This is a genomic window from Novosphingobium sp. BL-S-21, assembly GCF_055521655.1.
Genome location: NZ_CM145496.1, coordinates 125,463 through 150,768 on the forward strand (window position 1 = coordinate 125,463; position 25,306 = coordinate 150,768).

At 65.7% G+C, this 25,306-nt stretch carries 23 protein-coding genes; 12 read left to right on the forward strand and 11 right to left on the reverse strand.

The genetic code is table 11. The features are described 5' to 3' along the window. Positions 1 to 15: 15 nt before the first annotated feature. Positions 16 to 603, reverse strand: coding sequence for a nuclear transport factor 2 family protein (locus ACZ1J6_RS09025; protein ID WP_431568780.1), 588 nt, complete (start codon positions 601 to 603; stop codon positions 16 to 18). Positions 604 to 784: 181 nt separating this feature from the next. Here ACZ1J6_RS09025 and ACZ1J6_RS09030 point away from each other — a divergent pair, with 181 nt between their 5' ends. Then, entirely contained in the window at positions 785 to 1,651 is an 867-nt protein-coding gene (locus ACZ1J6_RS09030; protein WP_431568781.1) for a VOC family protein, read from the forward strand. On the opposite strand, the gene ACZ1J6_RS09035 is transcribed toward ACZ1J6_RS09030, so the two are convergent. Beyond that, positions 1,648 to 2,484, reverse strand: a complete 837-nt coding sequence (locus ACZ1J6_RS09035; RefSeq protein WP_465128055.1) for a cation diffusion facilitator family transporter — start codon at positions 2,482 to 2,484, stop codon at positions 1,648 to 1,650. The genes ACZ1J6_RS09030 and ACZ1J6_RS09035 overlap by 4 nt on opposite strands. A 51-nt stretch (positions 2,485 to 2,535) precedes the next feature. Between ACZ1J6_RS09035 and ACZ1J6_RS09040 the strand changes: the two genes are divergently transcribed. From ACZ1J6_RS09040 to ACZ1J6_RS09050, 3 genes are all read left to right on the forward strand, one after another. Continuing rightward, positions 2,536 to 2,670, forward strand: a complete 135-nt coding sequence (locus ACZ1J6_RS09040; protein WP_279388296.1) for a hypothetical protein — start codon at positions 2,536 to 2,538, stop codon at positions 2,668 to 2,670. A gap of 315 nt (positions 2,671 to 2,985) precedes the next feature. After that, positions 2,986 to 5,499 (forward strand): TonB-dependent receptor, encoded by a 2,514-nt coding sequence (locus ACZ1J6_RS09045; protein ID WP_314463496.1) that lies wholly within the window; start codon positions 2,986 to 2,988, stop codon positions 5,497 to 5,499. A gap of 114 nt (positions 5,500 to 5,613) precedes the next feature. Next, positions 5,614 to 6,027: a DUF1801 domain-containing protein gene (locus ACZ1J6_RS09050; protein ID WP_431568782.1), complete on the forward strand. Its 414-nt coding sequence runs from the start codon at positions 5,614 to 5,616 to the stop codon at positions 6,025 to 6,027. A gap of 12 nt (positions 6,028 to 6,039) precedes the next feature. On the opposite strand, the gene mtgA is transcribed toward ACZ1J6_RS09050, so the two are convergent. Next, positions 6,040 to 6,705, reverse strand: a complete 666-nt coding sequence (gene mtgA / locus ACZ1J6_RS09055; RefSeq protein WP_134095177.1) for a monofunctional biosynthetic peptidoglycan transglycosylase — start codon at positions 6,703 to 6,705, stop codon at positions 6,040 to 6,042. A 133-nt stretch (positions 6,706 to 6,838) separates the two neighbouring features. Next, the gene (locus ACZ1J6_RS09060; RefSeq protein ID WP_431568783.1) at positions 6,839 to 7,219 is read right to left on the reverse strand and encodes a winged helix-turn-helix transcriptional regulator; all 381 of its coding nucleotides are present in this window, start codon (positions 7,217 to 7,219) and stop codon (positions 6,839 to 6,841) included. A 101-nt stretch (positions 7,220 to 7,320) separates the two neighbouring features. Here ACZ1J6_RS09060 and ACZ1J6_RS09065 point away from each other — a divergent pair, with 101 nt between their 5' ends. Together ACZ1J6_RS09065 and ACZ1J6_RS09070 are read left to right on the forward strand one after the other, a co-directional pair. Further along, entirely contained in the window at positions 7,321 to 8,070 is a 750-nt protein-coding gene (locus ACZ1J6_RS09065) for an SDR family oxidoreductase (protein ID WP_431568784.1), read from the forward strand. Positions 8,071 to 8,171: 101 nt separating this feature from the next. Next, on the forward strand, positions 8,172 to 9,227 hold the full coding sequence (locus ACZ1J6_RS09070; RefSeq protein ID WP_431568785.1) for a patatin-like phospholipase family protein: 1,056 nt from the start codon (positions 8,172 to 8,174) through the stop codon (positions 9,225 to 9,227). Between the two features lie 25 nt (positions 9,228 to 9,252). On the opposite strand, the gene hutU is transcribed toward ACZ1J6_RS09070, so the two are convergent. From hutU to hutI, 4 genes are all read right to left on the reverse strand, one after another. Further along, a complete protein-coding gene (hutU, locus tag ACZ1J6_RS09075; RefSeq protein ID WP_431568786.1) occupies positions 9,253 to 10,917 on the reverse strand; it encodes a urocanate hydratase in 1,665 nt (554 codons plus the stop codon). Positions 10,918 to 10,931: 14 nt separating this feature from the next. Further along, a complete protein-coding gene (hutG, locus tag ACZ1J6_RS09080; protein WP_431568787.1) occupies positions 10,932 to 11,738 on the reverse strand; it encodes an N-formylglutamate deformylase in 807 nt (268 codons plus the stop codon). 145 nt (positions 11,739 to 11,883) lie between these two features. Then, positions 11,884 to 13,482 (reverse strand): histidine ammonia-lyase, encoded by a 1,599-nt coding sequence (gene hutH, locus ACZ1J6_RS09085; RefSeq protein WP_431568788.1) that lies wholly within the window; start codon positions 13,480 to 13,482, stop codon positions 11,884 to 11,886. Next, positions 13,479 to 14,693, reverse strand: a complete 1,215-nt coding sequence (gene hutI / locus ACZ1J6_RS09090; protein ID WP_431568789.1) for an imidazolonepropionase — start codon at positions 14,691 to 14,693, stop codon at positions 13,479 to 13,481. Before hutI ends, hutH begins: the two co-directional genes overlap by 4 nt. 86 nt (positions 14,694 to 14,779) lie before the next feature. Here hutI and ACZ1J6_RS09095 point away from each other — a divergent pair, with 86 nt between their 5' ends. Then, on the forward strand, positions 14,780 to 16,162 hold the full coding sequence (locus ACZ1J6_RS09095; RefSeq protein WP_431568790.1) for a formimidoylglutamate deiminase: 1,383 nt from the start codon (positions 14,780 to 14,782) through the stop codon (positions 16,160 to 16,162). Further along, complete coding sequence (gene hutC, locus ACZ1J6_RS09100) at positions 16,159 to 16,887, forward strand: histidine utilization repressor (protein ID WP_132262063.1); 729 nt, start codon at positions 16,159 to 16,161, stop codon at positions 16,885 to 16,887. Before ACZ1J6_RS09095 ends, hutC begins: the two co-directional genes overlap by 4 nt. Positions 16,888 to 16,921: 34 nt before the next feature. Here hutC and ACZ1J6_RS09105 read toward each other — a convergent pair whose 3' ends face one another. The 3 genes from ACZ1J6_RS09105 to ACZ1J6_RS09115 all read right to left on the reverse strand — a co-directional run bounded on the left by ACZ1J6_RS09105 (position 16,922) and on the right by ACZ1J6_RS09115 (position 20,236). Further along, complete coding sequence (locus ACZ1J6_RS09105; protein ID WP_431568791.1) at positions 16,922 to 17,785, reverse strand: aldose 1-epimerase; 864 nt, start codon at positions 17,783 to 17,785, stop codon at positions 16,922 to 16,924. A 171-nt stretch (positions 17,786 to 17,956) separates the two neighbouring features. Further along, positions 17,957 to 19,144: a ThuA domain-containing protein gene (locus tag ACZ1J6_RS09110; RefSeq protein ID WP_465128056.1), complete on the reverse strand. Its 1,188-nt coding sequence runs from the start codon at positions 19,142 to 19,144 to the stop codon at positions 17,957 to 17,959. A gap of 195 nt (positions 19,145 to 19,339) precedes the next feature. Beyond that, entirely contained in the window at positions 19,340 to 20,236 is an 897-nt protein-coding gene (locus ACZ1J6_RS09115) for a LysR family transcriptional regulator (protein WP_132262068.1), read from the reverse strand. A gap of 249 nt (positions 20,237 to 20,485) precedes the next feature. On the opposite strand from ACZ1J6_RS09115, the gene ACZ1J6_RS09120 reads away from it, so the two are divergent. The 4 genes from ACZ1J6_RS09120 to ACZ1J6_RS09135 are packed head-to-tail and all read left to right on the forward strand — an operon-like array spanning position 20,486 to position 25,296. After that, on the forward strand, positions 20,486 to 21,967 hold the full coding sequence (locus tag ACZ1J6_RS09120) for an efflux transporter outer membrane subunit (protein WP_431568793.1): 1,482 nt from the start codon (positions 20,486 to 20,488) through the stop codon (positions 21,965 to 21,967). A 1-nt stretch (position 21,968) separates the two neighbouring features. Beyond that, positions 21,969 to 23,300: an efflux RND transporter periplasmic adaptor subunit gene (locus ACZ1J6_RS09125; protein ID WP_132262072.1), complete on the forward strand. Its 1,332-nt coding sequence runs from the start codon at positions 21,969 to 21,971 to the stop codon at positions 23,298 to 23,300. A gap of 11 nt (positions 23,301 to 23,311) precedes the next feature. Then, positions 23,312 to 24,088, forward strand: a complete 777-nt coding sequence (locus tag ACZ1J6_RS09130; RefSeq protein ID WP_431568794.1) for an ABC transporter ATP-binding protein — start codon at positions 23,312 to 23,314, stop codon at positions 24,086 to 24,088. After that, positions 24,088 to 25,296, forward strand: coding sequence for an ABC transporter permease (locus ACZ1J6_RS09135; RefSeq protein ID WP_431568795.1), 1,209 nt, complete (start codon positions 24,088 to 24,090; stop codon positions 25,294 to 25,296). Before ACZ1J6_RS09130 ends, ACZ1J6_RS09135 begins: the two co-directional genes overlap by 1 nt. The last annotated feature ends 10 nt before the right edge of the window (positions 25,297 to 25,306 follow it).

Sequence of the window (25,306 nt, forward strand, 5' to 3'; positions counted from 1 at the left end):
AGGCGGACCTTAGGCTCAGTCCTCGCCCACGGGACGCGGCGGCCCCATCGTACCGCGGGCGCCCGGACCCATCCGTCCGCGCCGACCTTGCGGAACCGGATCGCCCTTCTTGATGGTGCGCAAGGCAACGCCGTCGCGGGTAATCGTCGTCGATTGGGCGTCCGTGGCCTTGAGCAGCCAGCCCTTGTCGCTCTGCACCCAGGTGTCGCGTGAGAGCGACGTGGTGCCGAACGTATGCGTTTCTCCGTCGCGCCCCTGGCGCTTGTCGCTGGCGACTTGCTGCTGGACGACCTCAACGGTCTTGCCGTTGACGGTCACCGACTGGATGGTCGTCTTCGAGGTGCGATCCGGATCGACGGGGATTTTCGCGAGCCCTGCGATCAGTTCGTCCGCGCTCATCTTGTTTTCGCCCAGGTCCGTGCGGACGAAATCGCCAGCGAGCAGGGGCTTGATGCGGTCTGCCTCGCGGCTGTCCATCGCGGCGCGAAGCTGCTCGTAGCGAGCCTCGATATCGCTCCTGGTGTCGGCCTGGGCCAGTCCCGGGACGAAGGCCCAGCCGAGGGCCAGAGAGAGCAGGAGGCGGGTAGAGGGTTTGCGGGTCATGTCGATCGTGTCCCCATGTCGCGGGTGGAGCAGTGGCTGGTGCAAAGTCCTAGCGGCAGGCTGCGATGCCGCAATCACGATATTGTACCTGATTGTCGCGCTCATGCTTGGCAGTTCGGCGCGCCTTGCCCACGCTGCGGCCCGACGGGCAGTCGGATCGACGCCGGGCAGGGGAGAGCACATGGGCGGACCTATCGCCGTTTCGCGGATCATCCACACGATCCACGCCACCACCGATATTCATCGCAGCCGCGCGCTCTATCAGGATGCGCTGGGCGGGCTGGTTTTCGCCGAGAACTTCTTCCCCGCCGAAGATCGCGATGCGGCGCTGCTCTATGTGACCGATCATATGGTCGAGCCGATGGCGGCCCGCCATCCGGAGGACCTGACGAAGCCTTTTGCACGCCAGGCCGCGCGGATCGGCCAGGGCTTTCACTCGTTCGAGATCAAGGTGGCGGACGGCAAGGCGGCCAGCGCGGCCTTCCGCGAGGCGGGCTGCACGGTCGCCAGCGACTACGGGGTGTTCTTCTTCGTCCGACCCGAATCGACCGGCGGCGTCCTGCTGGAAGTCTGCGAACTGCCGATGCCCAACGATCCGTGGGAGCGGGGCAACTGGGATCCCAGGGTCGGAGCCGGGCACCCCTGCCGGGTCACGGGCCTCGATCATATCGCCTGCGTCACGCGCGACATGGCTGGGGCCCTGCGGTTCTTTACCGAAGTGGTGGACGGCGAAGTCCTCAGCGACGAACGCATCGTATCGCCGCAAAGGGCGCGCCGCGTGCTCTTGCGGCTGGGCGATACGCAAGTGGCGTTCCTGGAACCTGAGGAACCTGAGGAACCCGAGGCCGGGGTCTTCAAGGATTTTCTCGCGAAGGCGCAGAACGGCATTTATGCGCTCGTCTGGAAGGTGGACGATCTCGCACAGGCCCAGGCGCACTTCACCGGGAAGCTGAAATTCCGCGTGGGCCAGGCCCATTGCGTGCCCGCAGGCCTGGCAATTGAGCCGGACGACTTCCTGGGCGCCCGGCACGAGTTCACCGAGGCCTAGACGACGGTTTCGCTCTCCAGGGCGCAGGGCGATTCGGCGTCCGTTTCGATCTGTACGGTCGGGTGGCCGATGCCGAAGCGGTGCTCGAGGTCGTGGGCCAGGGTGTGAAGGAAGGCGTCGCCGCGTTCGGCGCCGGGCATGACGAGATGGGCGGTGAGCGCCGTTTCGGTAGTGCTCATCGGCCAGATGTGAAGGTCGTGCACGCGGGTGACGCCCGGCAGCGCGGCCAGGAACTGGCGGACGGCGGCGATGTCGATGCTCTCGGGCACGCCCATCATGCCCATGCGCAGCGATTCGCGCAGAAGGCCCCAGCTGGACCAGGCGATGACGGCAGTGATCACCAGCGAGGCGATCGGATCGACCACTTGCCAGCCCGTGAACATGATGACGATGCCCGCGATCACCACCCCGGCCGAGACCGCCGCGTCGGCCATGAGATGCACGAAGGCCGCGCGCAGGTTGAGGTCGGACTTGCTCCCCTTGGCGAAGAGCAGCGCCGACAGCGCGTTCACCGCGATGCCGAGGGCCGCGACGACGATCATGGTGGTTCCGGCCACCGGCGCCGGTTCCGTGAAGCGCCGGATCGTCTCCACCAGGATCGCCCCGATCGCCACCCATAGCAAAGCGGCATTGGCGATGGCGGCGAGGATCGAGGAACTCTTGAGGCCGTAAGTGAAGCGCTCCGAGGGCGGACGCGCCGCGAGCACGCTGGCAGCCCAGGCGAGGAGCAGCGACAGCACGTCGGAAAGGTTGTGTCCGGCATCCGCCAGAAGCGCCATCGAGCCACTGAAGAAGCCCGCCGCGCCCTCGGCAATGACGAAGGCGACGTTCAATCCTACCGCAACTGCGAATGCCTTGCCCACGTCGCCAGGAGCGGGCGGACCATGGTGATGATGCCCGTGACCGTGTGCATGTCCGTGACCATGCGAATGGCCATGACCATGCCCCTTATCGGCCTGATCGTGATGATGCTGATGTGCGACGCCCATGACAATTTCATCGCATGCGCCGGACCTTAACAGCAAGCTATGACGTATCATCACATGCCGAAACGCGATTGCGCCGCCGAACATTGATGCCGCGCCGCGTGACATTTATGCCGCACCAAAGATTGTCATATTGGCGCATAAAACACGGAATTCTCAGGAAAAACAGGCGATCTCTGCAATCGAACGCAATTTGAGTCAGAAAATTGCGCAACAAAGATCGGAAATGAATCCCGTGCGTCAGAAGATTGTCATATTGCGCTGCTCTTAGCAGCCGCAGCAAATTTTGCGGCAGGGCAACTCTTCCGCATTTGGCGAAAACACTCTGAAGGTTTCCAGGGGGCTAAGATGAAGTTTCAATCCATTCTCTCCACCGCGACCAGCTCGCTCGCCGTCGGCGCAGCGTTCCTCGCCGTTCCCGCTTTCGCACAGTCGACCGGTTCGAACGAATTCGACAATGCGATCGTCGTTACCGGCGCTCGCGATGAAAGCGTAGCCGGCATCCGCATTCCTGACTCGCCGAAGGCGAAAGTTCAGATTGGCCAGGAAATCATCGGTGCGCAGCGCGCCGGTCAGACGGTCAACGAAATCATCAACCTCGTTCCGGGCGTGAGCTTCACCAACAACGACCCGTGGGGTTCGGCCGGCGGTTCGTTCACCATCCGTGGTTTCGACTCGACCCGTATTTCGCAGACCTTCGACGGCATTCCCCTGAATGACTCGGGTAACTACGCGGTCTATTCGAACCAGCAGGTAGACGCCGAGCTGATCGAAAACATCAACGTCAATCTTGGCTCGACCGACGTCGACAGCCCGACCCCTGCGGCCGTGGGTGGTACCGTCAATATCAACACCAAGGTTCCGGACGACAAGTTCGGCGTCATGACCAGCATGTCCTATGGCGACATCGTTGCCGAAGGTTCGGGCGGCGAAGATCGTTCGTTCCAGCGCTTCTTCGCGAAGGTCGAAACCGGCGAGTTCACCTCGGTCGGCACCAAGGCCTGGTTCTCGGGTTCCTACGCTCGCAATGGCGCGACGTTCGCCAACTACGGCAAGGTCGAAAAGAAGCAGTTCAACGGCAAGATCTACCAGCCGCTGGGCAGCGACGGCGACTTCATCTCGCTTGCTGGTCACTACAACGTAAACCGCAACAACTTCGGTGGATCGCCACTGAGCGCGCAGGCCATCACGCTCAACAAGGATGAGCGCTTCTATGACGTCGCGGGCGGCGTTCCCTGCACCACCAGCACGACCAGCGTGCCGAATTCGTGCGGTTCGCAGTTCGAACGTCGTTACAATCCGTCGAACACGGGCAACCTCCGCCTGAATTCGCTGTTCCACCTCACCGAAAAGCTGACCTTCTCGGTTGACGGCGCCTACCAGTACACCAAGGCAAACGGTGGCGGCACCTCGATCGGCGTCGAAGGCTACAGCACCGGCGGTTACACCGGCGTGTTCTTCCAGCGCTATGCGCCGGTCAGCAGCTCGAGCGCAGCTTATTACTTCTACGGTGACGTGGACCTCAATGGCGACGGCGTGACCGGTTCGGGCGATGCGGTACGCATCCTCTCGCCCAGCCAGACGATCACCAAGCGCTGGATCGGCATTGCCAACCTCGCTTACGAGATCGACGACAGCAACAGCGTTCGTTTGTCGTACAGCTACGATCGCGCCCGTCATCGCCAGACCGGCCCCGGCGGCTTCCTGAAGACCAACGGCGAGCCGTTCGACGTCTTCCCGATCAACGATCCGATCCTTGACGAAAACGGCTACAGCATCGGCAAGCGCGATCGTAAGTCCTTCGCTACGCTGAACCAGATCTCCGGCGAATATCGTGGCCGCTTCTTCGACGACCAGCTGACCGTCCTGCTGGGCGTACGCGCACCGTTCTTCAAGCGTGACCTGAACCAGTACTGCGTCACCACTGACGCCAGCGGCAACGTGAACTGCCCCGCAGCCGACCAGGTGGATGCCTATGCAACCGCCAACCCGACTTACGGCGTACCGGGTTCGCGTTCGATCAAGTACGACAAGGTGCTTCCGAACGTCGGTGCGGTCTTCAAGATCACGCCGGAAATCAGCATCGCGGGTAGCTACGCCAAGAACATCTCGGCACCCAGCACCGACGCGCTCTATGGCACCTTCTTCTACGATGCCAGCGACCCGCTCGCGCGCCGCGTTGCAGAAACTTCGGACAGCTTCGATGTCAGCCTGCGTTACAGCAGCCCGATCGTTCAGGCCGCTCTCACCGGCTGGTACTCGAAGTACAAGAACCGCATCGTTACCGCGACCGATCTTGACGGCAACTCGACCGATACCAACCTTGGTCCGGTCAAGAAGTACGGCGTTGACGCCAGCGTCGGCGTGACGCCGGTGCAGGGCGCTTCGCTCTACGCCTTCGCTTCTTACATCAAGTCGGAAATCCAGAACGACGCACTGGTGGGTAGCTGCTCGGCCGCCCAGCTTGCAGCCAACCTCTGCTATGTCAGCGGTGGTGACGCGTTCCTGCGCACCAGCGGCAAGCGTGAACGCGCTGCTCCCGAGTGGCTGTTCGGTGGCCGCGCCCAGTACACCACTGGCGACTTCCTGATTGGTGCCCAGGCCAAGTACACCGGCAATCGCTATCTGAACGACATCAACTCGGTGAAGTTCAAGAGCTACACGGTTGTCGACCTGAACATGGCCTATAAGCTGGAGGGTCTTGGCCTCGCCAACAGCGAAATCCAGCTGAACGTTACCAACCTGTTCGACAAGTACTACGTCGGCTCGTTCAGCGGCGCTCTCGCCACCGCATCGAGCTCGGCCTTCGTGAACTTCGGTTCGCCGCGTGCCGTCAGCGCTACTCTCGTGATGGGCTTCTAAAGCTCAAGCCAGAGTATAAGAACAAAGAGGGGAGGGAACGCGAGTTCCCTCCCCTTTTGCGTGCCTGCTTTCCGCGCTAGCCTGATACCGTTACGGCAAGCGGAGAGGCTGGCGTTGACGAAAGCAGAAAAGGCGGAGCAATCCGCGTCGCAGCAGATCGATGCCCGCATCGCGGAGCTGGGCGATTGGCGGGGGGCTCTGTTGGCTCGGCTGCGCGAGGTTGTCCTGGCGGCCGATGCCGGTGTTGCCGAGGACTGGAAATGGCGGGGGGTGCCGGTCTGGTATTGCGGCGGCATGATCTGCACCGGGGAGACCTACAAGGCGGCGGTGAAGGTGACGTTCGCCAAGGGCGCTGCGCTCGACGATCCGGCTGGGCTCTTCAATGCCAGCCTCGACGGCAACCAGCGCCGGGCCATCGATTTCCATGAAGGCGATACGGTAGACGAGCCTGCGCTGACGGCGCTGGTCCGCAGCGCCATAGCACTCAATCTGGCGAAGAAGCCTGCGCGGTCGAAGACATCCCGCTAGGGGCGAGGTGCCTCAGTCGTAGACGCAGGCATCGAGGCCCTGGGTCTTCACCGTGCCGATGCGGGCGGCGATGGTGTTGCCATAGCGCCGGGTGAAGCCGGAGGGGCTCTTCACGCTGCGGGTCTTGGGGCTGGGCAGGGCGGCCGCCATGCGGCCAGCCTCCGTGGTCGTGAGGTTCGAGGCGGACTTGCCCCAGTAGCGCTGTGCCCCGGCTTCCACGCCGTAAGTGCCGATGCCGGTTTCCGCGACGTTGAGATAGATCTCCATGATCCGCCGCTTGTCCCACAGGTTCTCGATCAGGAACGTGAACCAGACTTCCAGACCCTTGCGCAGATAGCGCGTCCAGCCATCGCCCTGCCAGAGGAAGACGTTCTTGGCCGTCTGCTGGCTGATCGTCGATCCGCCGCGCAGGCGGCCGCCGGCGGCATTGCGCTCGAAGGCCTTTTCGATGGCGTTGGTATCGAAGCCGTTGTGCGTGCAGAACTTGCCATCCTCGGCGGCGATGGCGCCGGCGACCATGTTGCGGTCGATCCGGCTGAGCGGCTGCCAGTCCTTGGTGATGCCGTTGCCGTCCACCAGCATAGTCACCGTCACGGGCGGCGGAACGAAGCGGTAGAGCACGGTCAGCCCCACGCTGATCGCAACGAACCAGAACACGATCTTGGCAAGGATGCGCAGCAAAGGAAGGGAGCCCCATATGACCGGCGCGCGGGAATGCCGCCGTCCGGGGCCATGCCTAGCGATATCGCGCGCGGCGGAAAAGGTGCCTGCGCTCGGGTTCCCCCGGCGAGATGCGGATCGTGATCGGGATTCAGTCGCGCGCGTCGAAATCGGCGCGGGCGTCGGCCACCGTTTGCAGATTGGCTTCGGCCCAGAGCCAGACGCTGCAGAACGCCTCTCCCAGGCCGTGACCCAGCGGGGTCAGCCGGTAATCGACGTGAGGAGGGATGACGGGATGAACCGTGCGATGGACGAAACCGTCCCGCTCCATTTGCCGCAGTGTCTGCGTGAGCATCTTCTGGCTGATGCCCGGCACGGCGCGGGCAAGGGCGCTGAAGCGGGTTTCGCCGTTTTCTTCCAGCGCTTCCAGCACCAGGAGCGTCCACTTGTCTGCCACGCGGCCGATCAGCTCATTGACGAGCGCATCGACGCCCGGCACGGTCGAATAGCTGGTGGTCGGCGGATTTTCCATTTCTTACCCTTGGGTGGCTACAGCACGTTCAGGTGCCTACTTTCCAAAAGAGAGTATAGATCTACATTCCGTTTCGCAATCTTTCTCACAGGAGCGTTCCCATGAAGACCAGCGGCAACATTATCCTTCTGACAGGCGGCGGCACCGGCATCGGGCGCGAACTGGCGCAGCGGTGGCACGATGCCGGCAACCAGGTCATTGTCACCGGGCGGACGCTCGCCAGCCTGGAAGAGACCGCGGAGGGGCGGCCGGGCATTCATCCCGTGGCGCTCGACGTTACCGATGCGGGCGCGATCGCGGCTTTCGCGAAGGACATTCTCGCGCGGTTTCCGGCACTCAACGTGCTGGTCAACAATGCCGGGGTCATGCCGCTGGAAGACATTTCCGTGCCGCGCGACCTTGCGCGCGCGGAAACGTGCGTGGTGACCAACCTGCTTGGCCCGATCCGCATGACCGATGCCCTGGTGGCGCATTTGCGCGAGCAGGAGGGTGCGGCGATCATCAATGTCAGCTCCGGTCTTGCTTTCGTTCCGCTGGTCGGCGCGGCGGTCTATTCGGCCACCAAGGCGGCGATCCATTCGTGGACCGATTCGTTGCGCTTTGCCCTGAAGGGTTCGGTCGAGGTGATCGAGCTGGCGCCCCCGGCGGTGCAGACCGAATTGACGCCAGGCCAGTCGACTCGCGAAGGCTACATGCCGCTGGACGCGTTCATCGACGAGGTCATGGGGCTCATCGGGCAGCAGCCGACGCCGGAGCTGATTGGCGTCGAACGCCTCGGTTTCCTGCGCAATGCCGAAGCCGAAGGGCGCTATGCGCAGACATTCGCCGCGCTGAACGCGGCGCCGCACTGATCGTCGCTCCGCCCGGGGCCCTGGAGGTCTCGGGCGGAGCGCCGCCGCTGGTCAGGGCGCGGCGCGACTGCTATGGCTTTTGATGTTGCATTGCAGCATGAGTGAGCAGTGACATGGCCCGCAAGGACAATTCACCCCACAGGCTGGACCTCGCGCTTCAGGGCGGAGGCGCGCATGGCGCCTTCACCTGGGGCGTGCTGGACGGTTTGCTGCAGGATCCCCGAATCTCGATCGGCGCGCTCAGCGGTGCCAGCGCGGGGGCGATGAATGCGGCGGTCCTCGTCTCGGGCCTGGTGGCGGGCGGCCGGGAAGGGGCGCGGGAACGCCTGCGCTCGTTCTGGAAGGCGTTGAACCGTTCGGGGCGCGAGGCCGGGCCCTTGATCCCGATGATCGAGGCCTTCCCGGAAGCCACCCGCGCGATGAGTTCATGGTGGAGCACCGTGTTCGGCGATCTCGGCATGGCGCATGCGTCGCCGGAAATGGGCCGGGACATGCAGGAGATCCTGCGCAAGGTTATCGAGGACCACGTCGATTTCGCCGCCATCGCCAGCGAGGATGCGCCGCCGGTGTTCATCTCGGCCACCAATGCGCAGAGCGGCGCGGTGCGCATCTTCCGCAAGCATGACCTGACGGCCGACGCCTTGCTCGCCTCGGCCTGTCTGCCGCTTTATTTTCCGCCGGTCACGATTGACGGGAAGGACTATTGGGACGGCGGCTACAGCGCCAATCCCCCGCTCGTGCCCCTGGTGCTGGAAAGTCCGAACGACGATCTGCTGCTCATCACGGTCAATCCGCAGTTGCGGAGCGAAACGCCGCGCAATGCTGCCGGTATTGCGGACCGGATCACCGAGATCGGCTTCAACCAGTCGATGCGCAAGGAAATGCAGGGTCTGTTCCTGCTGCAATCGTCGATCGGGCGGCACCGCGAAACGGACGGACTGATCGCCCGGGTCGACCGGCTGCGTTTCCACGAGATCCACGACGAGGCTGCGCTTTCCGCCATGCCTGCGCAAAGCAAACTCCTGCCGGTGCGACAGATCCTGCTGACCTTGCGCGACGTGGGAGAGGCGGCGGCAAAGCGCTGGTGCGAGGTTTCGATCGAGAGCCTTGGCCAGGAGAGCACTGTCGACCTGGCGAGCCGGTTCGGACCGGGTTAGGGCTCGAGGTCTCTCGATCGGATCGTCAGAGAATACCCGGCAGATCCAACCCCTTCTCCCGCGCACAATCCAACGCGATCTCGTATCCCGCATCGGCATGGCGCATTACGCCCGTCGCCGGGTCGTTCCACAGCACACGCTCCAGCCGCTTGGCCGCCGCCTCGGTGCCGTCGGCGACGATCACCATGCCCGAATGCTGCGAATAGCCCATGCCGACGCCGCCGCCGTGATGCAGCGAAACCCAGGTCGCGCCGCTGGCGGTGTTGAGCAGGGCATTGAGCAGCGGCCAGTCCGAAACCGCGTCCGAACCGTCGCGCATGGCCTCCGTCTCGCGGTTGGGCGAGGCGACCGAGCCGCTGTCGAGGTGATCGCGGCCGATCACGACCGGGGCTTTGAGTTCGCCCTTCGCCACCATCTCGTTGAAGGCAAGGCCGAGCCGGTGGCGGTCACCCAGGCCGACCCAGCAGATGCGTGCGGGCAGGCCCTGGAACTGGATCTTCTCGCGCGCCATGTCGAGCCAGTTGTGCAAGTGCGCGTGGTCGGGCAGCAGTTCCTTCACTTTGGCGTCGGTCTTGTAGATGTCCTCGGGATCGCCCGAGAGCGCGGCCCAGCGGAATGGCCCCACGCCGCGGCAGAACAGCGGGCGGATATAGGCGGGCACGAAGCCGGGGAAGTCGAACGCGTTTGCGACGCCTTCGTTTTTCGCCATCTGGCGGATGTTGTTGCCGTAGTCGGTGGTGGGCACGCCCGCCGCCTGGAAGTCCAGCATGGCCTGAACGTGCACCGCCATCGATGCCTTGGCCGCCTTGGCAACGGCTTCGGGTTCCCGCTCGCGCTTTTCGATCCATTCGGCGACGGTCCAGCCAGCCGGGAGGTAGCCGTTGACGGGATCGTGGGCGGAGGTCTGGTCGGTCAGCAAGTCGGGCCGGATGCCGCGCGCGAACATCTCGGGCAGCAATTCCGCCGCGTTGCCGAGCAGGCCGACCGAGACCGGCTTCTTCTCGGCATTGGCTTTCTCGATGATGGCCATGGCTTCTTCGATGGTGCTGGCGGCGACGTCGAGGTAGCCGGTGCGCAGGCGCATTTCGATGCGGCTGGGCTGGCACTCGATGGCAAGGCACGATGCGCCGGCCATCACCGCTGCCAGCGGCTGCGCGCCGCCCATGCCGCCAAGGCCGGCGGTCAGCAGCCACTTGCCCGAAAGATCGCCATTGTAGTGCTGGCGGCCCATCTCCACGAACGTCTCGTAGGTGCCCTGAACGATGCCTTGCGTGCCGATGTAGATCCACGAACCGGCGGTCATCTGGCCGTACATGGCAAGGCCGCGCTTATCGAGTTCGTTGAAATGCTCCCAGTTCGCCCATTCCGGCACGAGGTTGGAATTGGCGATCAGCACGCGCGGCGCATCGGCATGGGTGCGGAACACGCCGACCGGCTTGCCGGACTGGACCAGTAGCGTTTCGTCGTCGTTCAGGCGGCGCAGGGTCTCGACGATCTTGTCGTAGCTTTCCCAGTCGCGCGCGGCGCGGCCGATGCCGCCGTAGACCACCAGCTCTTCGGGGCGCTCGGCGACATCGGGGTGGAGGTTGTTCATCAGCATCCGCAGCGGGGCTTCGGTGAGCCACGATTTCGCGGAAAGTTCGGTGCCGGTCGCGGGCTTGATGACGCGGCTGTTGTCGAGGCGGGTCATTGTGTTTCCTCAGGTCAGGATTGCGCGAAGGCGAGGGCCGCCTTCAGCACGTCTTGCAGGATCGGGGTGAGGGCGGCGGCGCGGGTGGCCGAGAAGAGGACGGGCCAGTTGGCTTCGTCCGGTGCTTCGGGCTCATTCATGTAGCCGCGAATGGCGAGTTCCATCTGGATCGCGTGAACGCCGTTTTCCGGGTGGCCGTAGTGGCGCGTGGTCCAGCCGCCCCGGAAGCGGCCGTCGAGGACGTGGCTGAGTCCGCTCGCGGCGCAAACCTCGACGATGGCGGCGGAAAGCGCCGGATCGCACGTCTGGCCGAGGTTGGTACCCAGGTTGAACTGCGGCAGTTCCCCGTCGAACAGGCGCGGCACATGGCTGCGGATCGAGTGGGCGTCGTAGACCACGACTTTGCCGTGAATGGCGCGCAGCCGATCGATCTCGGCGGCGAGGGCGGCGTGGTACGGATCGAACCAGAGTGCGCGGCGGCGGGCGATCTCGGCCGCATCCGGCGCGTCGCCTTGGTAGAGCGGTTCGCCGTCGAAAGTCGTCGTCGGGCAGAGTTCCGTCGTCGCCTGCCCCGGATAGAGCGAGGCGCCCGAAGGATCGCGGTTGAGGTCGATCACGCTGCGCGAGACGCGCCCGGCAATCGTCGTTGCGCCCATATCGCGGGCGAAGGCGTAGAGTTCGTCCACCCACCAGTCCGCATCGCGCCGGGCGAGCCATTCGGAGCGGAACGCGGGCGCGACATCGGCCAGATCCGTGCCGACATGAGGGAAGGCGACGATGAGCGGGGCTTCGCCGCGATGGAGAGTGAAGCTTGGGCTCATGTGCGTTGCTCCAAGTATCGGCCGTTACCCATCACTTCGTCATTGTGAGCGTAGCGAAGCAATCCAGAGCGGTTCTGCGCCGCTCTGGATTGCCACGTCGGCTTCGCCGCCTCGCAATGACGAAAGTGAGAGAGAGTAGCCGCCCTCATGCGATGCCCGGAAGCAGGTCCGCAGCCGTATCGGCCAGCGCGCCGGAGCGGACCAGCAGGTTGGCCGCTTCCATGTCGGGGTGGAAATGGCGGTCGTCGTCCAGTGCGGGAACTTGGGCCCGCAGAACGGCGCGCGCGGCATCGAGCCAGGTGCTGGAGGCCAGCGGCGCGTGGAATTCGATACCCTGCGCAGCGGCGAGCAGTTCGATGCCGATGACGGCAGTGGCGTTCTCGACCATCGACAGCAGGCGGCGCGCGCCGTGAGCGGCCATCGAAACGTGGTCTTCCTGATTGGCGGAGGTCGGAATCGAGTCCACCGAGGCGGGATAGGCCTTCTGCTTGTTCTCGGAAACCAACGCAGCAGCGGTCACTTGCGGGATCATGAAGCCCGAATTGAGGCCGGGACGCGGCGTCAGGAAAGCGGGAAGGCCGGACAGCGCCGGGTCCACCAGCATGGCGATGCGGCGCTCGGAGATCGAGCCGATCTCGCAGACGGCGAGCGCGATCATGTCGGCGGCGAAGGCCACCGGCTCGGCGTGGAAGTTGCCGCCGGACAGCGCCTCGTCGGCCCCGTCCCCATCGGCATCGACGAAGATCAGGGGATTGTCGGAAACGCCGTTCGCCTCGATCTCCAGCGTCGTCGCGGCCTGGCGCAGCACGTCGAGCGCGGCGCCCATGACTTGCGGCTGGCAGCGCAGGCAGTAGGGGTCCTGCACGCGGGCGTCGTTCTCGACGTGGCTGGCGCGGATCGCGGAACCGGCCATCAGCCCGCGCAGGGCGTCGGCCACCTCGATCTGGCCGCGATGGCGGCGCAGGGCGTGGATGCGGTGGTCGAACGGTGTGTCGGAGCCCTTGGCGGCTTCGGTCGAGAGCGCGCCGGTCACCAGGGCGGAGCGGAACAGCAGTTCCGCCTCGAACAGTCCGGCAAGCGCATTGGCGGTGGAGAACTGGGTGCCGTTGAGGAGGGCGAGGCCTTCCTTCGGGCCGAGTTCGAGCGCCGAGAGGCCCGCGCGTGCCAGCGCATCGGCGGCAGGCATGCGCTCGCCGTCCAGGACGATCTCGCCCACGCCGATCATCGTTGCAGCCATGTGCGAAAGCGGTGCCAGGTCGCCGCTGGCGCCGACCGAGCCTTGCGAGGGGACCACCGGCGTCAGGCCCTTGTCCAGCATCGCTTCGAGCAGGGCCACGGTTTCAGGGCGGACGCCGGAAGCGCCTTGCGCAAGGCTGGTGAGTTTGAGCGCCATCATCAGCCGGATGACCGGCACTGGCGAAGGCTCTCCCGTGCCCGCTGCGTGGCTGAGCACGATGTTGCGCTGGAGCGTGGCCAGGTCCTCGTCGCCAATGCGCACGCTGGCGAGCTTACCGAAACCGGTGTTGATGCCGTAGACCGGCTCGCCCCTGGCCAGGATGCGCGCGACGGCAGCGGCACTTTCGGCCACGCGCGGGGCGCAGGCCGGGTCGAGCTTCACATCCGCGCCGCGGTAGATCGCGCGCCACTGGGCCAGGGTTACCTCGCCGGGCGTAAGCGTGTCGCTCACGTTGCCAGGAGTGAGCGTGTCGCTCACGGGTGTCGGCGTGAGCAGGTTGTCGGTCATTGTCCACTCCAGATGCGTGCATGGAGCGGGTTGAACCCCATGCGGTAAACGAGGTCGGCCGGGCGCTCGATGTTCCAGATCGCAAGGTCGCAAGCCTTGCCCTGTTCAAGCGTGCCGAGCCGATGAGAGAGGCCGAGCGCCTGTGCCGCGTTGCGCGTCACGCCGGCCAGGCATTCGGGCACGGTGAGGCGGAACAGCGTGGCGCCCATGTTCATCGTCAGCAGCAGCGAGGTCAGCGGCGATGTGCCGGGGTTGCAGTCCGTGGCGAGCGCGATGGGCACGCGGGCCAGGCGCAGCGCTTCGATCGGGGGCAGCACAGTCTCGCGGCAGAAATAGTAGGCGCCGGGCAGCAGGGTGGCGACCGTGCCGGAAACGGCCATCGCGGCGATGCCGGCTTCGTCGAGATGTTCGAGGTGGTCTGCCGAAAGCGCCCCGTGGCGTGCGGCCAGGGCGGCGCCGTGAAGGTTGGAAAGCTGCTCGGCATGGAGCTTGACCGGCAGGCCCAGCGCCGTGGCGGCGCGGAACAGGCGCTCGGTCTGGTCGGGCGAAAAGCCGATCCCCTCGCAGAAGGCGTCCACGGCATCGGCAAGGCCGGCCTGCGCGGCGGCGGGGAGCATGACGGTGCAGAGATGATCGATATAGGCGTCGGCATCGCCTGCGAATTCCGGGGGAAGCGCATGGGCGCCGAGGAAGGAAGTGACGATCCGCACCGGCCGAACCTCGCCGAGGCGGCGGGCGGCGCGCAGCATCTTGAGTTCGCTGGCAAGGTCGAGGCCATAGCCCGACTTCACTTCGAGTGTCGTGACGCCCTCGGCCAGCAGGGCGTCGAGACGGGGAAGGGCGGTAGCGACCAGTTCGTCCTCGCCTGCGGCGCGGGTGGCCTTCATGGTGGAGACGATCCCGCCGCCGGCGCGCGCGATCTCCTCGTAGGAAGCGCCTTCCAGCCGCAGTTCGAACTCACGCGAGCGATCGCCGCCGAAAATGAGGTGGGTGTGGCAGTCGATCAGTCCGGGCGTGATCCAGCGGCCTTCGCAATCGATCACTTCGGCGGCATCGAATGCGGGAGCATCGACCTCGGGACCGGCGTACAAGATCACGCCGTCCTGCGCCGCGATCACGCCCTGCTCGACAATGCCCAGCGGCTCCTGGGCCGACCCGGCACTGGCCATCGTGGCCAAACGGGCGTGTTTCCAGAGCCTGTCGCAGCGCATGACGAGTCGATCCTTGTTGCTTGCCCCGGTTATTGCATCGGTCGTTTTTAATGTATAGACAAAATAGCGAAGGAGCCCCGAAAGCGATGTCCGCCATTTCGCCCGAAGCCACGTCCTCCGCGATATTTGCCGACCTTGCCTTGCTGGAGCAGGGCTGGGCCAGTGACGTGCGGTTCATACTCCGGGACGGGCGGATCGCCGCCATCGAGCGCGATACGGCGGTGCGCGCGGGCGACGAGCGTCATGGCTGCGTGATCCCGGCGCTGGGCAACCTGCATAGCCATGCCTTCCAGCGCGGCATGGCCGGCCTGGCCGAACGCCGCGGGGCGACCGACGACAGCTTCTGGACCTGGCGGGACGTGATGTACCGCTTCCTCGACCGCATGGACCCGGACGACCTCCAGGCCGTGGCCGCCATGGCCTACGTGGAGATGCTGGAGAGCGGCTTCGCGCGGGTGGGCGAGTTTCACTATCTCCATCATGCCCCGGACGGCCGGGCTTACGACGATCCGGCGGAAATGAGCGCCGCCATTGCCCGCGCTTCGGCGGAAACCGGCATCGGGTTGACCTTGCTGCCGGTTTTCTACGCCCATTCCGGCTTCGGCGGGCAGGCTCCGAGCGAAGGGCAGCGGCGTTTCCTCCACGACCTCGACGGCTTTGCGCGCCTGCTGGAAGGCGCCCGATCGGCGGTCAAGGGACTGGATGAGCCGGTGGTCGGCCTTGCTCCGCACAGCCTGCGCGCCGTGTCGCCGCAGCAGCTTGGTGCGCTCGAAAGCATGGCAGGCGGCCTCCCTATCCACATCCACATTGCCGAGCAGGTCCGCGAAGTGGAGGACTGCCTTGCCTGGAGCGGTAGCCGTCCGGTCGCCTGGCTTCTGGACAATGCCGCGGTGGACCATCGCTGGTGCCTCGTCCACGCCACGCACATGACCCCGGAGGAAACGCGGCGGATGGCCCGCAGCGGCGCCGTGGCGGGGCTATGCCCGGTGACCGAGGCCAATCTGGGTGACGGCCTCTTTCCGGCGCGGGACTTCCTTGCCGCGGGCGGCTGCTGGGGTGCCGGCAGCGACTCGAACGTGATGATCGATGCGACCGAGGAACTGCGCCTTTTCGAATATGGCCAGCGGCTGCATCATCGCGGGCGCAATATCCTCTTCAGCCCCGCCATGCCCTCCACGGGCGAGGCGCTCTGGGGCCAGGCGCTCCGCGGCGGCGCGCGGGCGCTGGGGGTAAAGAGCGGGCTTTCCATCGGCTTGCCGTTCGATGCCCTGTCGCTGGACCTCGACCATCCCTCGCTCACGGCGCGCGGCGCGGATCGGCTGCTCGACGGGTTGGTCTTCGCGGCCGGGCGCGGGGCCGTGGATTGCGTGTGGCGCTTCGGCGCGCAGGTGGTAAGCGGTGGCCGGCACCGCGCGCGACAAGAGGTCGTCCGGCGTTACAGGGACAGGTTGGGCAGGCTGATCGGGTGAATAGACCGCTCCACGAACGCATCCGCCAGGATTTCGAGACGCGGATTCTCGCGGGCGCGCTGGCGCCCGGCGAACGGCTGCCGACCGAGCAGGCGCTTATGGCGCATTACGACTGTGCGCGCATGACGGTGAACAAGGCGCTTTCGGCGCTGGCCACGGCTGGCCTGGTGGACCGCCGCAAGAAGGCCGGCACTTTCGTCGCCCGCCCGCGCGTGCATTCCATGGCCATGGATATTCCCGACCTCGGCGCGCAAGTGGCCGAGCGCGGCCAGGCCTATCGCTTCGATCTGGCGCTGCGGCGCGAAATGCACGCGGCAACGGGCCGGGCGCAGGCCCCGATGGAATGGAAGGTCGATGGTTCCGTGCCGCTGCTGGAACTGGAGGGCATTCACTTCGCGGACGGCGCGCCTTTTGCGCTGGAGCATCGCTTCGTGAACCTGACCGCCGTGCCGGAAATCCTCGACGCCGATTTCACGGGTTCCTCGCCCGGAACCTGGCTCCTGGAGCATGTGCCCTGGACCGAGGCCGACGCCCGCATCACCGCGACGGGTGCCGGTGCGACGGAGGCGCGGTTGCTGGCGGTCGAACCCGGCGCGCCGTGTCTTTGCGTGGAGCGCAAGACGTGGCGCGGCTCCGAGCCGATCACTTATGTACGGCAGCTCTTCGTCGCCGGGGCTTACGAACTGACCGCGCATTTCGGACCCGGCGCGCGCCGCGACACCTGACGCGGCACTCCGACCTTGCCGTGGCCCGACAGGATTATGCGGCAGGGGGCAGGGTGCGGGCGGAAAGGGTCATGCTGACGGTGGCGGTCTGGCCGGGTTCGAGCCAGGCCAGTGTTTCCGGCGCGCGGTTGATGGCGTCGGTGGCGTGGCTGACGGGCTCCACGCAGAAGTAGTCCTGACCCTCGGGCGTGAAGACCACCGTCGTCGTCAATTCCTCGGAAGGCGCGATCGTCAGGCCGAGGCCGCGTGCCGGCCAGTCGATTTCGAGCATGCCCTCGCGGCCGGTATAGGCGGTGTCGACGGCGCGAGTGTCCACGGGTTCGCCCTGCCACCAGTCGATCGCTTCCTCATGCTCGTCAAGCGAACTCGGCAGGCAGTCAGGCGTGTTGTACCATTCTCCGCGATGCAGTCCGCGATAGACGGTTTCGGCGTCGCGGGGAAAATAGGGGTGGAAGCCGAGGCCCGCCGGCATCGGTGCATCGCCCTGGTTGGTGATGCTGAGCCTGTTGGTCAACCCTTGCGCACCGAGTTCGAAGGTTTGCCGCGCGCGGTAGGGCCAGGGCCATTCACCGCCGGGGTAAGTGTGCTCCAGCAAGGCGTGGTTGTCGTCTTGTTCGATCACTGACCAGGCCGTGAGCCAACCGAAGCCGTGCAGCGGATGGGGGTGGTCGGACCCCGGGAAGTTCGGCGCAATCGTGCCTTTGCGCGCGCCGGTGTTGAAGCGGCCTTTGGAGATGCGGTTGGAGAAGGGCACCAGCGGAAAGCTCCCGACATCGAAGATCGTGCTGCCGCAGGCGGGGCGCATCAGGGGTTCGCCATGCCAGTCCAGCCGCAGCACGGCGCCGCCGCGTTCCGGTGCCAGTTCGAGTCGATAGCCTTGCGCTTCGAGGATGATCATCGCTTCCGGTCCACTCCCATGGGACGCGCCTACCTTGTGTTTCGGGCCTGAACGTCCAGGTCTGAACTTACAGGTCCGATCTGCCTGCAAGATCGCGCGGCGGGTTTTCGGCGGGGTGGAGGTAGCGCTAACAAAGGGGACGTGGCAAGACCCTGCCATGATCGGCAGCGATCATTCTCCTGCTACGCACGCCTCCCGCTGCGAAACCCAGGCCAGGGCGTTCTTCACCATCGTCCGGTATTCCGGGATACTGTACGTTTCCGGCCGGTGCCCGATCGCTGAGTAAAACATCCGGCCCTTGCCCAGGCACTTGCTCCAGGCGATCGGGTGGTCGCCCATGCGCAGGTCCTGCCCGCCCACGCCCTTGGGGGCGTAAGTATTTTCGTCCAGAGTGGCCAGGATTTTGGCGCCGGCTTTGCGCGGATTGGTGGTGAACGAGTACCATTCGTCGTTCATCGTCCATTGCGCGGGAAGCCCCTTTGCGAGCGGCGAGGAAGGCGTTTCCAGCCGGACTTTCGCGTCCTGGAACTGGGGCGACATCGGATGGCCGGCGAAACGCGCGCCGATCAGGGTATCGGCGTACCAGTCCCAGAAATAGGCCGGATCCCCCGCTGAGCCATGAACGGCCAGGAAACCGCCGCCATTTTCGAGATAGGCCTGCAGGGCTTTGCGCTGGGTGAGGGTGAGCACGTCGCCGCTGACGTTGTTCCAGATCACCGCGTCGAAATTGCGCAGGGTCTCGGCGCGGATGGCCCCGCCCTTTTCGGTGGAAGTCACGCTCCAGCCGTTCTCCCGGGCGAGGTCAACGAAGAGGGCATGCGCGGCTTCCACGCCGGGGGTGTCCTTGAAGCCGTTGATCTTTTCGAAGATCAGCAGGCGCGGTGCCCCGGCTGCAGATTTGCCTTCTGCGGATTTGCCGCCTGCGGATTTGCCGTCTGCGGATTTGCCGCCTGCGGATTTGCCGTCTGCGGATTTGCCGTCTGCGGATTTGCCCTCTGCGGATTTGCCGTCTGCGGATTTCCTGGCGGCGGGAATCTCCAGACGGTCGTCGTCGTAGCGCGCGCAGCGGGCCCTGCGATCGGCGTCGGTGACCGCCAGCTTGCGCAATTCGCCGTCGGCGCGGTCCACCGCATCGGCGGGCATGCCGAAGAACCCGGCGGCCTTGCGCAAAGTGAGAATGGCGGCGAAGCTGGGCGTCTGGGTGCCCATGAAACGCGGCGGGGCACGGTCCAGCGCGGCACCCATGTCACGCGAGACGATGGCTTTGGCCTCCGGGCTGAGCAGCAGGTCTATCAGCGGGGAATCCGCGGAGAACGGAGCATCGCGAAGCGGACAATCGAGCACGGCGGTGCCAGCCATCGTGGCGGGGGCAGGCCCTGCCATTGTCGAGACTGTAAATATCGACGCAGCAAAAAAGGAAGCGGCCAGCGCAGCGCAGGCTTTCAGGGTCCGTCTCATCATGGTTTCCAGCTCTCCCGGTCTGGTCCGTCCTGCCTAAAGCAGGGCCATGATTTGGCAAGTGCCACGAAGAGACCGATAGATCCGTTTCCGCCCCTATTCTCCGCGATAGCGCAAGGCGTCCACCACCAGCCGGAACGCCGCCGAAGGTTGGCGGCGGCTGGGGTAATAGAGGTGGTAACCGGAGAAGGGCTGGCACCATTCGTCCAGCAGCGGCACGAGGTGCCCGGATTCGATGTGCGGCCTGGCGTAAGTGTCCATCATCATGGCGATCCCCGCTCCGTCGAGCGCAGCGCGCAGGATCATCGCCATGCTGTCGAAGGTCAACTGGCCGTCGACGCGGACGGTCAATTCGCGCCCGTCCTTCTCGAACTCCCAGGCATAGAGATTGCCGCGCGAGCGGAAGCGCAAGTTGATGCACTGATGGCCGGCGAGGTCGTGCGGCGTTTCGGGGATGCCGTGCCGTGCGACATAGTCCGGGGAGGCGACCGGAACCAGCCGCGCGTGCGGGCCGATGCGGACGGCGATCATGTCGCGCGCGATGGATTCGCCCAGCCGTACACCGGCATCGAAGCGTTCGGCGACGATGTCCACGAAGCCTGCGTCGATATTCAGTTCCACGTTGATGTCGGGATAGAGCGGCAGGAACCCCCTTAGCGCCGGCCAGATCACCGAATTGGCCGCGTGTTCCGAGGCTGTCAGGCGGACGGTGCCGGCCGGCTTGTCGCGCAGCTCGCTCACGGTGGCCAGCCCCATCGCGATCTCGTCCATGGCGGGGCGCAGGGTGCCGAGCAGCCGCTCGCCCGCTTCAGTGGGGGATACCGCGCGGGTCGTGCGCGACAGCAGGCGCACGCCCAGTCGCGATTCCAGGCGGCGGATCGTATGGCTCAAGGCCGATTGCGAGGACCCGAGCTTGGCGGCGGCGCGCGTGAAGCTGCCTTCGTCGGCGACGGCGATGAAGGCGGTGAGATCGGCGAGGTGTTCGCGTTGCATTGATGAGCGCTTATCATGACTGTCATGCACTTGGCGACGGATAACGCACGGGCACCGGGGATGGCGACAGCCGATGAAATTCCGTCGGAAAGCCGCGTCCCGTCGGTACGACGGTCGGCCTGCGGCGCAAGTGCCGATAGTCGGGAACCGCGGGCGATGACAAGACTTTGTAATTGCCGAAGCTTCTTCTTGACCTTTGTTCCCGAAACAGATCATCTTCGCCCTGGTCGAGGGATCACCTGGAGCCCGATGATTTTGCGAGCTGGATTCGATCGTTTCCTAATCGTCCCGCTCGCGGCAAGCCTGCTTGCCTCTTGCGCGGTCGGTCCCGATTACAAGGTCCATGGCGCGCCGGAACTTGGCGTGCCGGACCAATGGTCCGTGACGGCGCCCCCGCAGGCCGAAGACCTGACGCGCTGGTGGCGCAACTTCGACGATCCCATCCTGACGCAACTGGTGGAGCGGGCGGCCGCCGCCAATCTCGATCTCGAACAGGCTTTGGCGCGCCTGCGCCAGGCGCGGGAATCGCTGGTGGTGAGCCGGGCCGCTCTGTTTCCATCCGCGAGCGGATCGGCCGGTGTCAGCCGGACCGAGGCGCTGCGTGGCGGCGGCACCGTCATCACCCTGCCGGACGGCACGGTCACGCAGACCGGCGGTGGGGGCAGTTCCAGCTTCTCGCTCGGGCTGGATGCCAGCTATCAGCTCGACCTGTTCGGCGGCAATCGCCGGGCGGTGGAAGCCAGCAAGGCCCAGTTCGAAGCCTCCGGGTTCGACTATGCCACCACTCTGCTGACGGTGGAGAGCGAAGTGGCGCGCAACTATGTGCTGGCGCGTGCCTATCAGGCCCAGCTTGCCAATTCGCGGGCCAGCCTTGCCATTCAGGACGACAATCTGCAGATCGCCGGCTGGCGCGTCATGGCCGGATTGGTGTCCTCGCTCGACCAGGAACAGGCCCGCGCCAGCCGCGCGCAGACCGCGGCGGGCATTCCGCAGATCGAGCAGCAATATAACGCCGCCGTCTCGCGTATCACGGTGCTGACCGGGCAGGCGCCGGGGGCGGTGAAGCCGCTGCTGCAGACCGTCCAGCCGATCCCCAAGGGCCCCGGCCAGGTCGGCGCCGGCATTCCCGCCAACGTCCTGCGCCAGCGGCCCGACGTTCGCTCGGCGGAGCGCCAGCTTGCCGCCACCACCGCCCAGATCGGCGTCGCCAAGGCGCAGCTGCTGCCCCAGCTCAACATCAGCGGCAGTCTCGACACCAATGCGTCGAGTTTCAGCAACTTGTTCGACACGATCACCGGCGGCCTGTTCGGCGGCATCAGCCAGGCGATCTTCAACGCCGGCCGGTTGAACGCACAAGTCCGCTCCAGCCGGGCGGCGGCGGACGGTGCCTTTGCCGCCTACCGCTCTTCGGTGCTGACGGCGCTGGAGGATATAGAGAACGCCGTGGTCGCCCTGAGATCGGCCGAGGAGCGGGAGCGGCAATTCGCCATCGCGCTCGATGCCTCGACCAATTCCGCCCTGCTGGCCCGTGCGCAGTATCGCAGCGGACTGACCGACTTCACCACGCTCAACACGCAGGAAAGCGCGCTGATCTCCGCCCGCAACGGGTTGGTACAGGCGCATTCCGACCGGGCGACCGCCCTGATCGCGCTTTACGATGCGCTCGGCGGCGGCTGGGACCCGACATCCGACTACACCGTGCTGGCAACCGAGCCCCGGGGAACCAACTGAGATGGCCGACGAAAAACTCGACGAATTCCTGGGTGCGGAAAAGAAGCCGGTATGGCGCCGCAAATGGGTGTTCTGGACTGGCCTGGTGGTGCTCGTCCTGTTCTCGCTCCTGCTCGTGCGCTGCTTCGGGACGACCGAGAAACAGAACTACGCCACCACCAAGGCCGAGAAGGGCCGTCTCGTCACCAGCGTCTCGGCCACCGGCAAGCTGGCGCCCACCACGCAAGTGACGGTGGGCTCGCAGCTTTCCGGCCTCGTCGTGAAAGTGCTGGTGGACGTCAACGACCGGGTGAAGGCCGGGCAAGTGCTGGCCGAGATCGACCCCGAGCAGATCGAGGACCAGATTCGCCAGGGCCAGGCCCAGTTGAACGCCAATCGCGCGCAAGTGGACCAGGCCAAGGCGACGCTGGCGGAATCGCAGGCCCAGCTGGCGCGGCTCGAGGAAGTCTCGCGCCTGTCCGGCGGGAAGGTGCCGTCGAAGACCGAGCTTCAGGCCGGACGCGCCGACATGCAGCGCGCTGCCGCAGCGGTGAAGACGGCGCAGGCCAATGTGGTGGCGGCCGAGGCCTCGCTGGCGCAGAACCAGACGCAGCGGGCGCGGGCGCGGATCATCTCGCCGGTATCGGGCGTGGTGCTGGCTCGGCAGGTCGATCCCGGCCAGACCGTGGCTTCCTCGTTCAACACGCCGACCCTGTTCGTGATCGCCGAGGACCTTAGCGAGATGAAGCTGGAAGTGGCGATCGACGAGGCCGATGTCGGCACCGTGGCCGAGGGGCAGAGCGCCAATTTCACCGTGGACGCCTTCCCCGGCCAGACGTTCCCGGCGAAGATCACCCGGGTGGAAATCGCCTCCAACCTCACGGCATCTTCGGCCAGTTCCTCCAGTTCTTCCAGCAGTTCCACCACCAGCACGAGCGGCCAGGTGGTGTCCTATGCGGCCGATCTTTCCGTGGCCAACCCGGATTTCAAGCTGCGCCCGGGCATGACCGCCACGGCCGATATCGTCACTTCGGACAAGAAGGACGTCATGCTGATCCCGAACGCGGCTCTGTCCTATAGCCCGCAGGCGACGGGCAATGCCAAGAAGAAGGGCGGCGGCGTGACCGACGCGATCGGGTTCCGCCCGCCCCGCCGCGGCCAGCGCGCGGCCAAGAGCGCCACGCTCGACCGGGGGACGCGCCAGACGATCTACGTGCTGACGGCCGAGGGCAAGCCGCAGGCGATCGAGATCGTCACCGGCAGCACCAATGGCCAGCAGACCGAAGTGGTTTCGGGCGATCTCAAGCCGGGCATGCCGGTCATCACCGGCGAGCTTGCCGGGACCGGGAGCTGAGGGCAGGGCACATGGCCGGCAGCGCTCCCGTCGCCACCCCGATCATCTCGCTGCGCGGGATCACCAAGGTGTTCGGCACCGGGGCCACCGCGTTCCGGGCGTTGAAAGGCGTCGACCTCGACATCGCGGCGGGAGACTTCGTGGCCGTCATGGGACCGTCCGGTTCGGGCAAGTCGACGATGATGAACATTCTCGGCTGTCTCGACGTATCGACCACCGGCGAATTCCTGTTCCATGGCCATCACGTCGAGAGCCTCGACCGGGACCAGCGCGCCCTTCTGCGGCGCCGCTATCTCGGTTTCGTGTTCCAGGGCTTCAACCTCCTGGCGCGCACTTCCGCACTGGAAAACGTCGAACTGCCGCTGCTCTACCGGGGCGATGTCAAGCAGGACCGCCGCAAGGAGGCCATGGCCGCGCTCGACAAAGTGGGGCTTGCCGACTGGGCGGGGCATACGCCGGGAGAGCTTTCTGGCGGGCAGCAGCAGCGCGTGGCGATCGCGCGCGCCATCGTCACCAATCCCGAGGTCCTGCTGGCCGATGAGCCGACCGGCAACCTCGACAGCCAGCGCTCGGTGGAGATCATGGAGTTCCTTTCGGTGCTCAACCGCGATTCCGGGATCACCGTGCTGATGGTCACCCATGAGCCCGACATGGCCGAATATGCGCGGCGGATCGTCCACTTCAAGGACGGCCTGATCGACCGCATCGAGCAGGGGAACGGGGCGCCGGCGGCTGGGCTATCGGCAGCAGGGCCATCGGCCGCAACACCCGATGGCGTGCCGGGCTGATGCTGGGCACGATCTTCCTTCTCGCGCTGCGCTCGATCCGGCGGCACATGTTGCGCTCGCTGCTGACCATGCTGGGCATCGTCATCGGCGTGGGTGCGGTGGTTTCGATGGTGACCCTGGGCAAGGCGACGACGGCGGCGGTGACGCAGCAGATCGCCGCGCTGGGCACGAACATCCTCCAGGTGCGTCCCGGCCAGGGCTTCGGCCGCGGCGGCGGCGGTCCGTCCCCGCGCGATTTCGACCCTTCGGATATCGTGGCCATCCGCCAGCAGGTGGGCGGGGTCATGGCCGTGGCGCCGCAGGCTTCCTCCAGCGGAACCGCGATCTACGAGGGCGCGAACTGGTCCACCACGATCAACGGGACGACCTCGGACTATTTCAAGATCCAGCCCTGGCCCTTGCAGGAGGGCCGCCTGTTCAACGAGGACGAGGAAACCGCCGGCAAGTCGGTGTGCATCATCGGCTCGACAGTGAGCACCAACCTGTTTCGGAATGCCGACCCGATCGGCAAGCGCTTCCGCATCGGCAACGTGTCCTGCGACGTGATCGGGCTGCTGACCACCAAGGGACAGGCCGGCTTCGGCGGCGACCAGGATGACATCGTCATCATGCCGATCAAGACGGTGCAGCGCCGTTTCCTGGGCACGACGTCCATCCGCACGATCCTCGTCGGCGTCGATGACAACTATTCCACCGAGCAGGTCCAGCAGACCCTCACCAGGCTGCTGCGCGAGCGCCGCCACCTGACCGAAGGCAAGGACGACGATTTCAACATCTTCGACACCAAGCAGATCTCCGACACGCTGACCCAGACGACGTCGATGCTCACTCAGATCGTTGCCGCCGTCGCTGCCATCAGCCTGGTCGTGGGCGGGATCGGCATCATGAACATCATGCTGGTCTCGGTGACCGAGCGCACGCGCGAGATTGGCATTCGCCTCGCGATCGGCGCGGTGGCCAACGAGGTGCTGCTGCAGTTCCTCGTGGAGGCGGTGGTGCTCTCCTGCCTCGGCGGGGTCATCGGTCTGCTGCTGGCACAGCTCGTGGTGGGTGTGGCCACGCCCCTGATGGGCCTGCCCTGGATATTCGATCCGGTCGTCAACCTGGGCGCCTTCGCGGTTTCGGCGGTGATCGGCGTGGTCTTCGGCTATTTCCCGGCGCAGCGCGCGGCCAGCCTCAACCCGATCGACGCACTTCGTCACGAATAAGGAGAGCGGC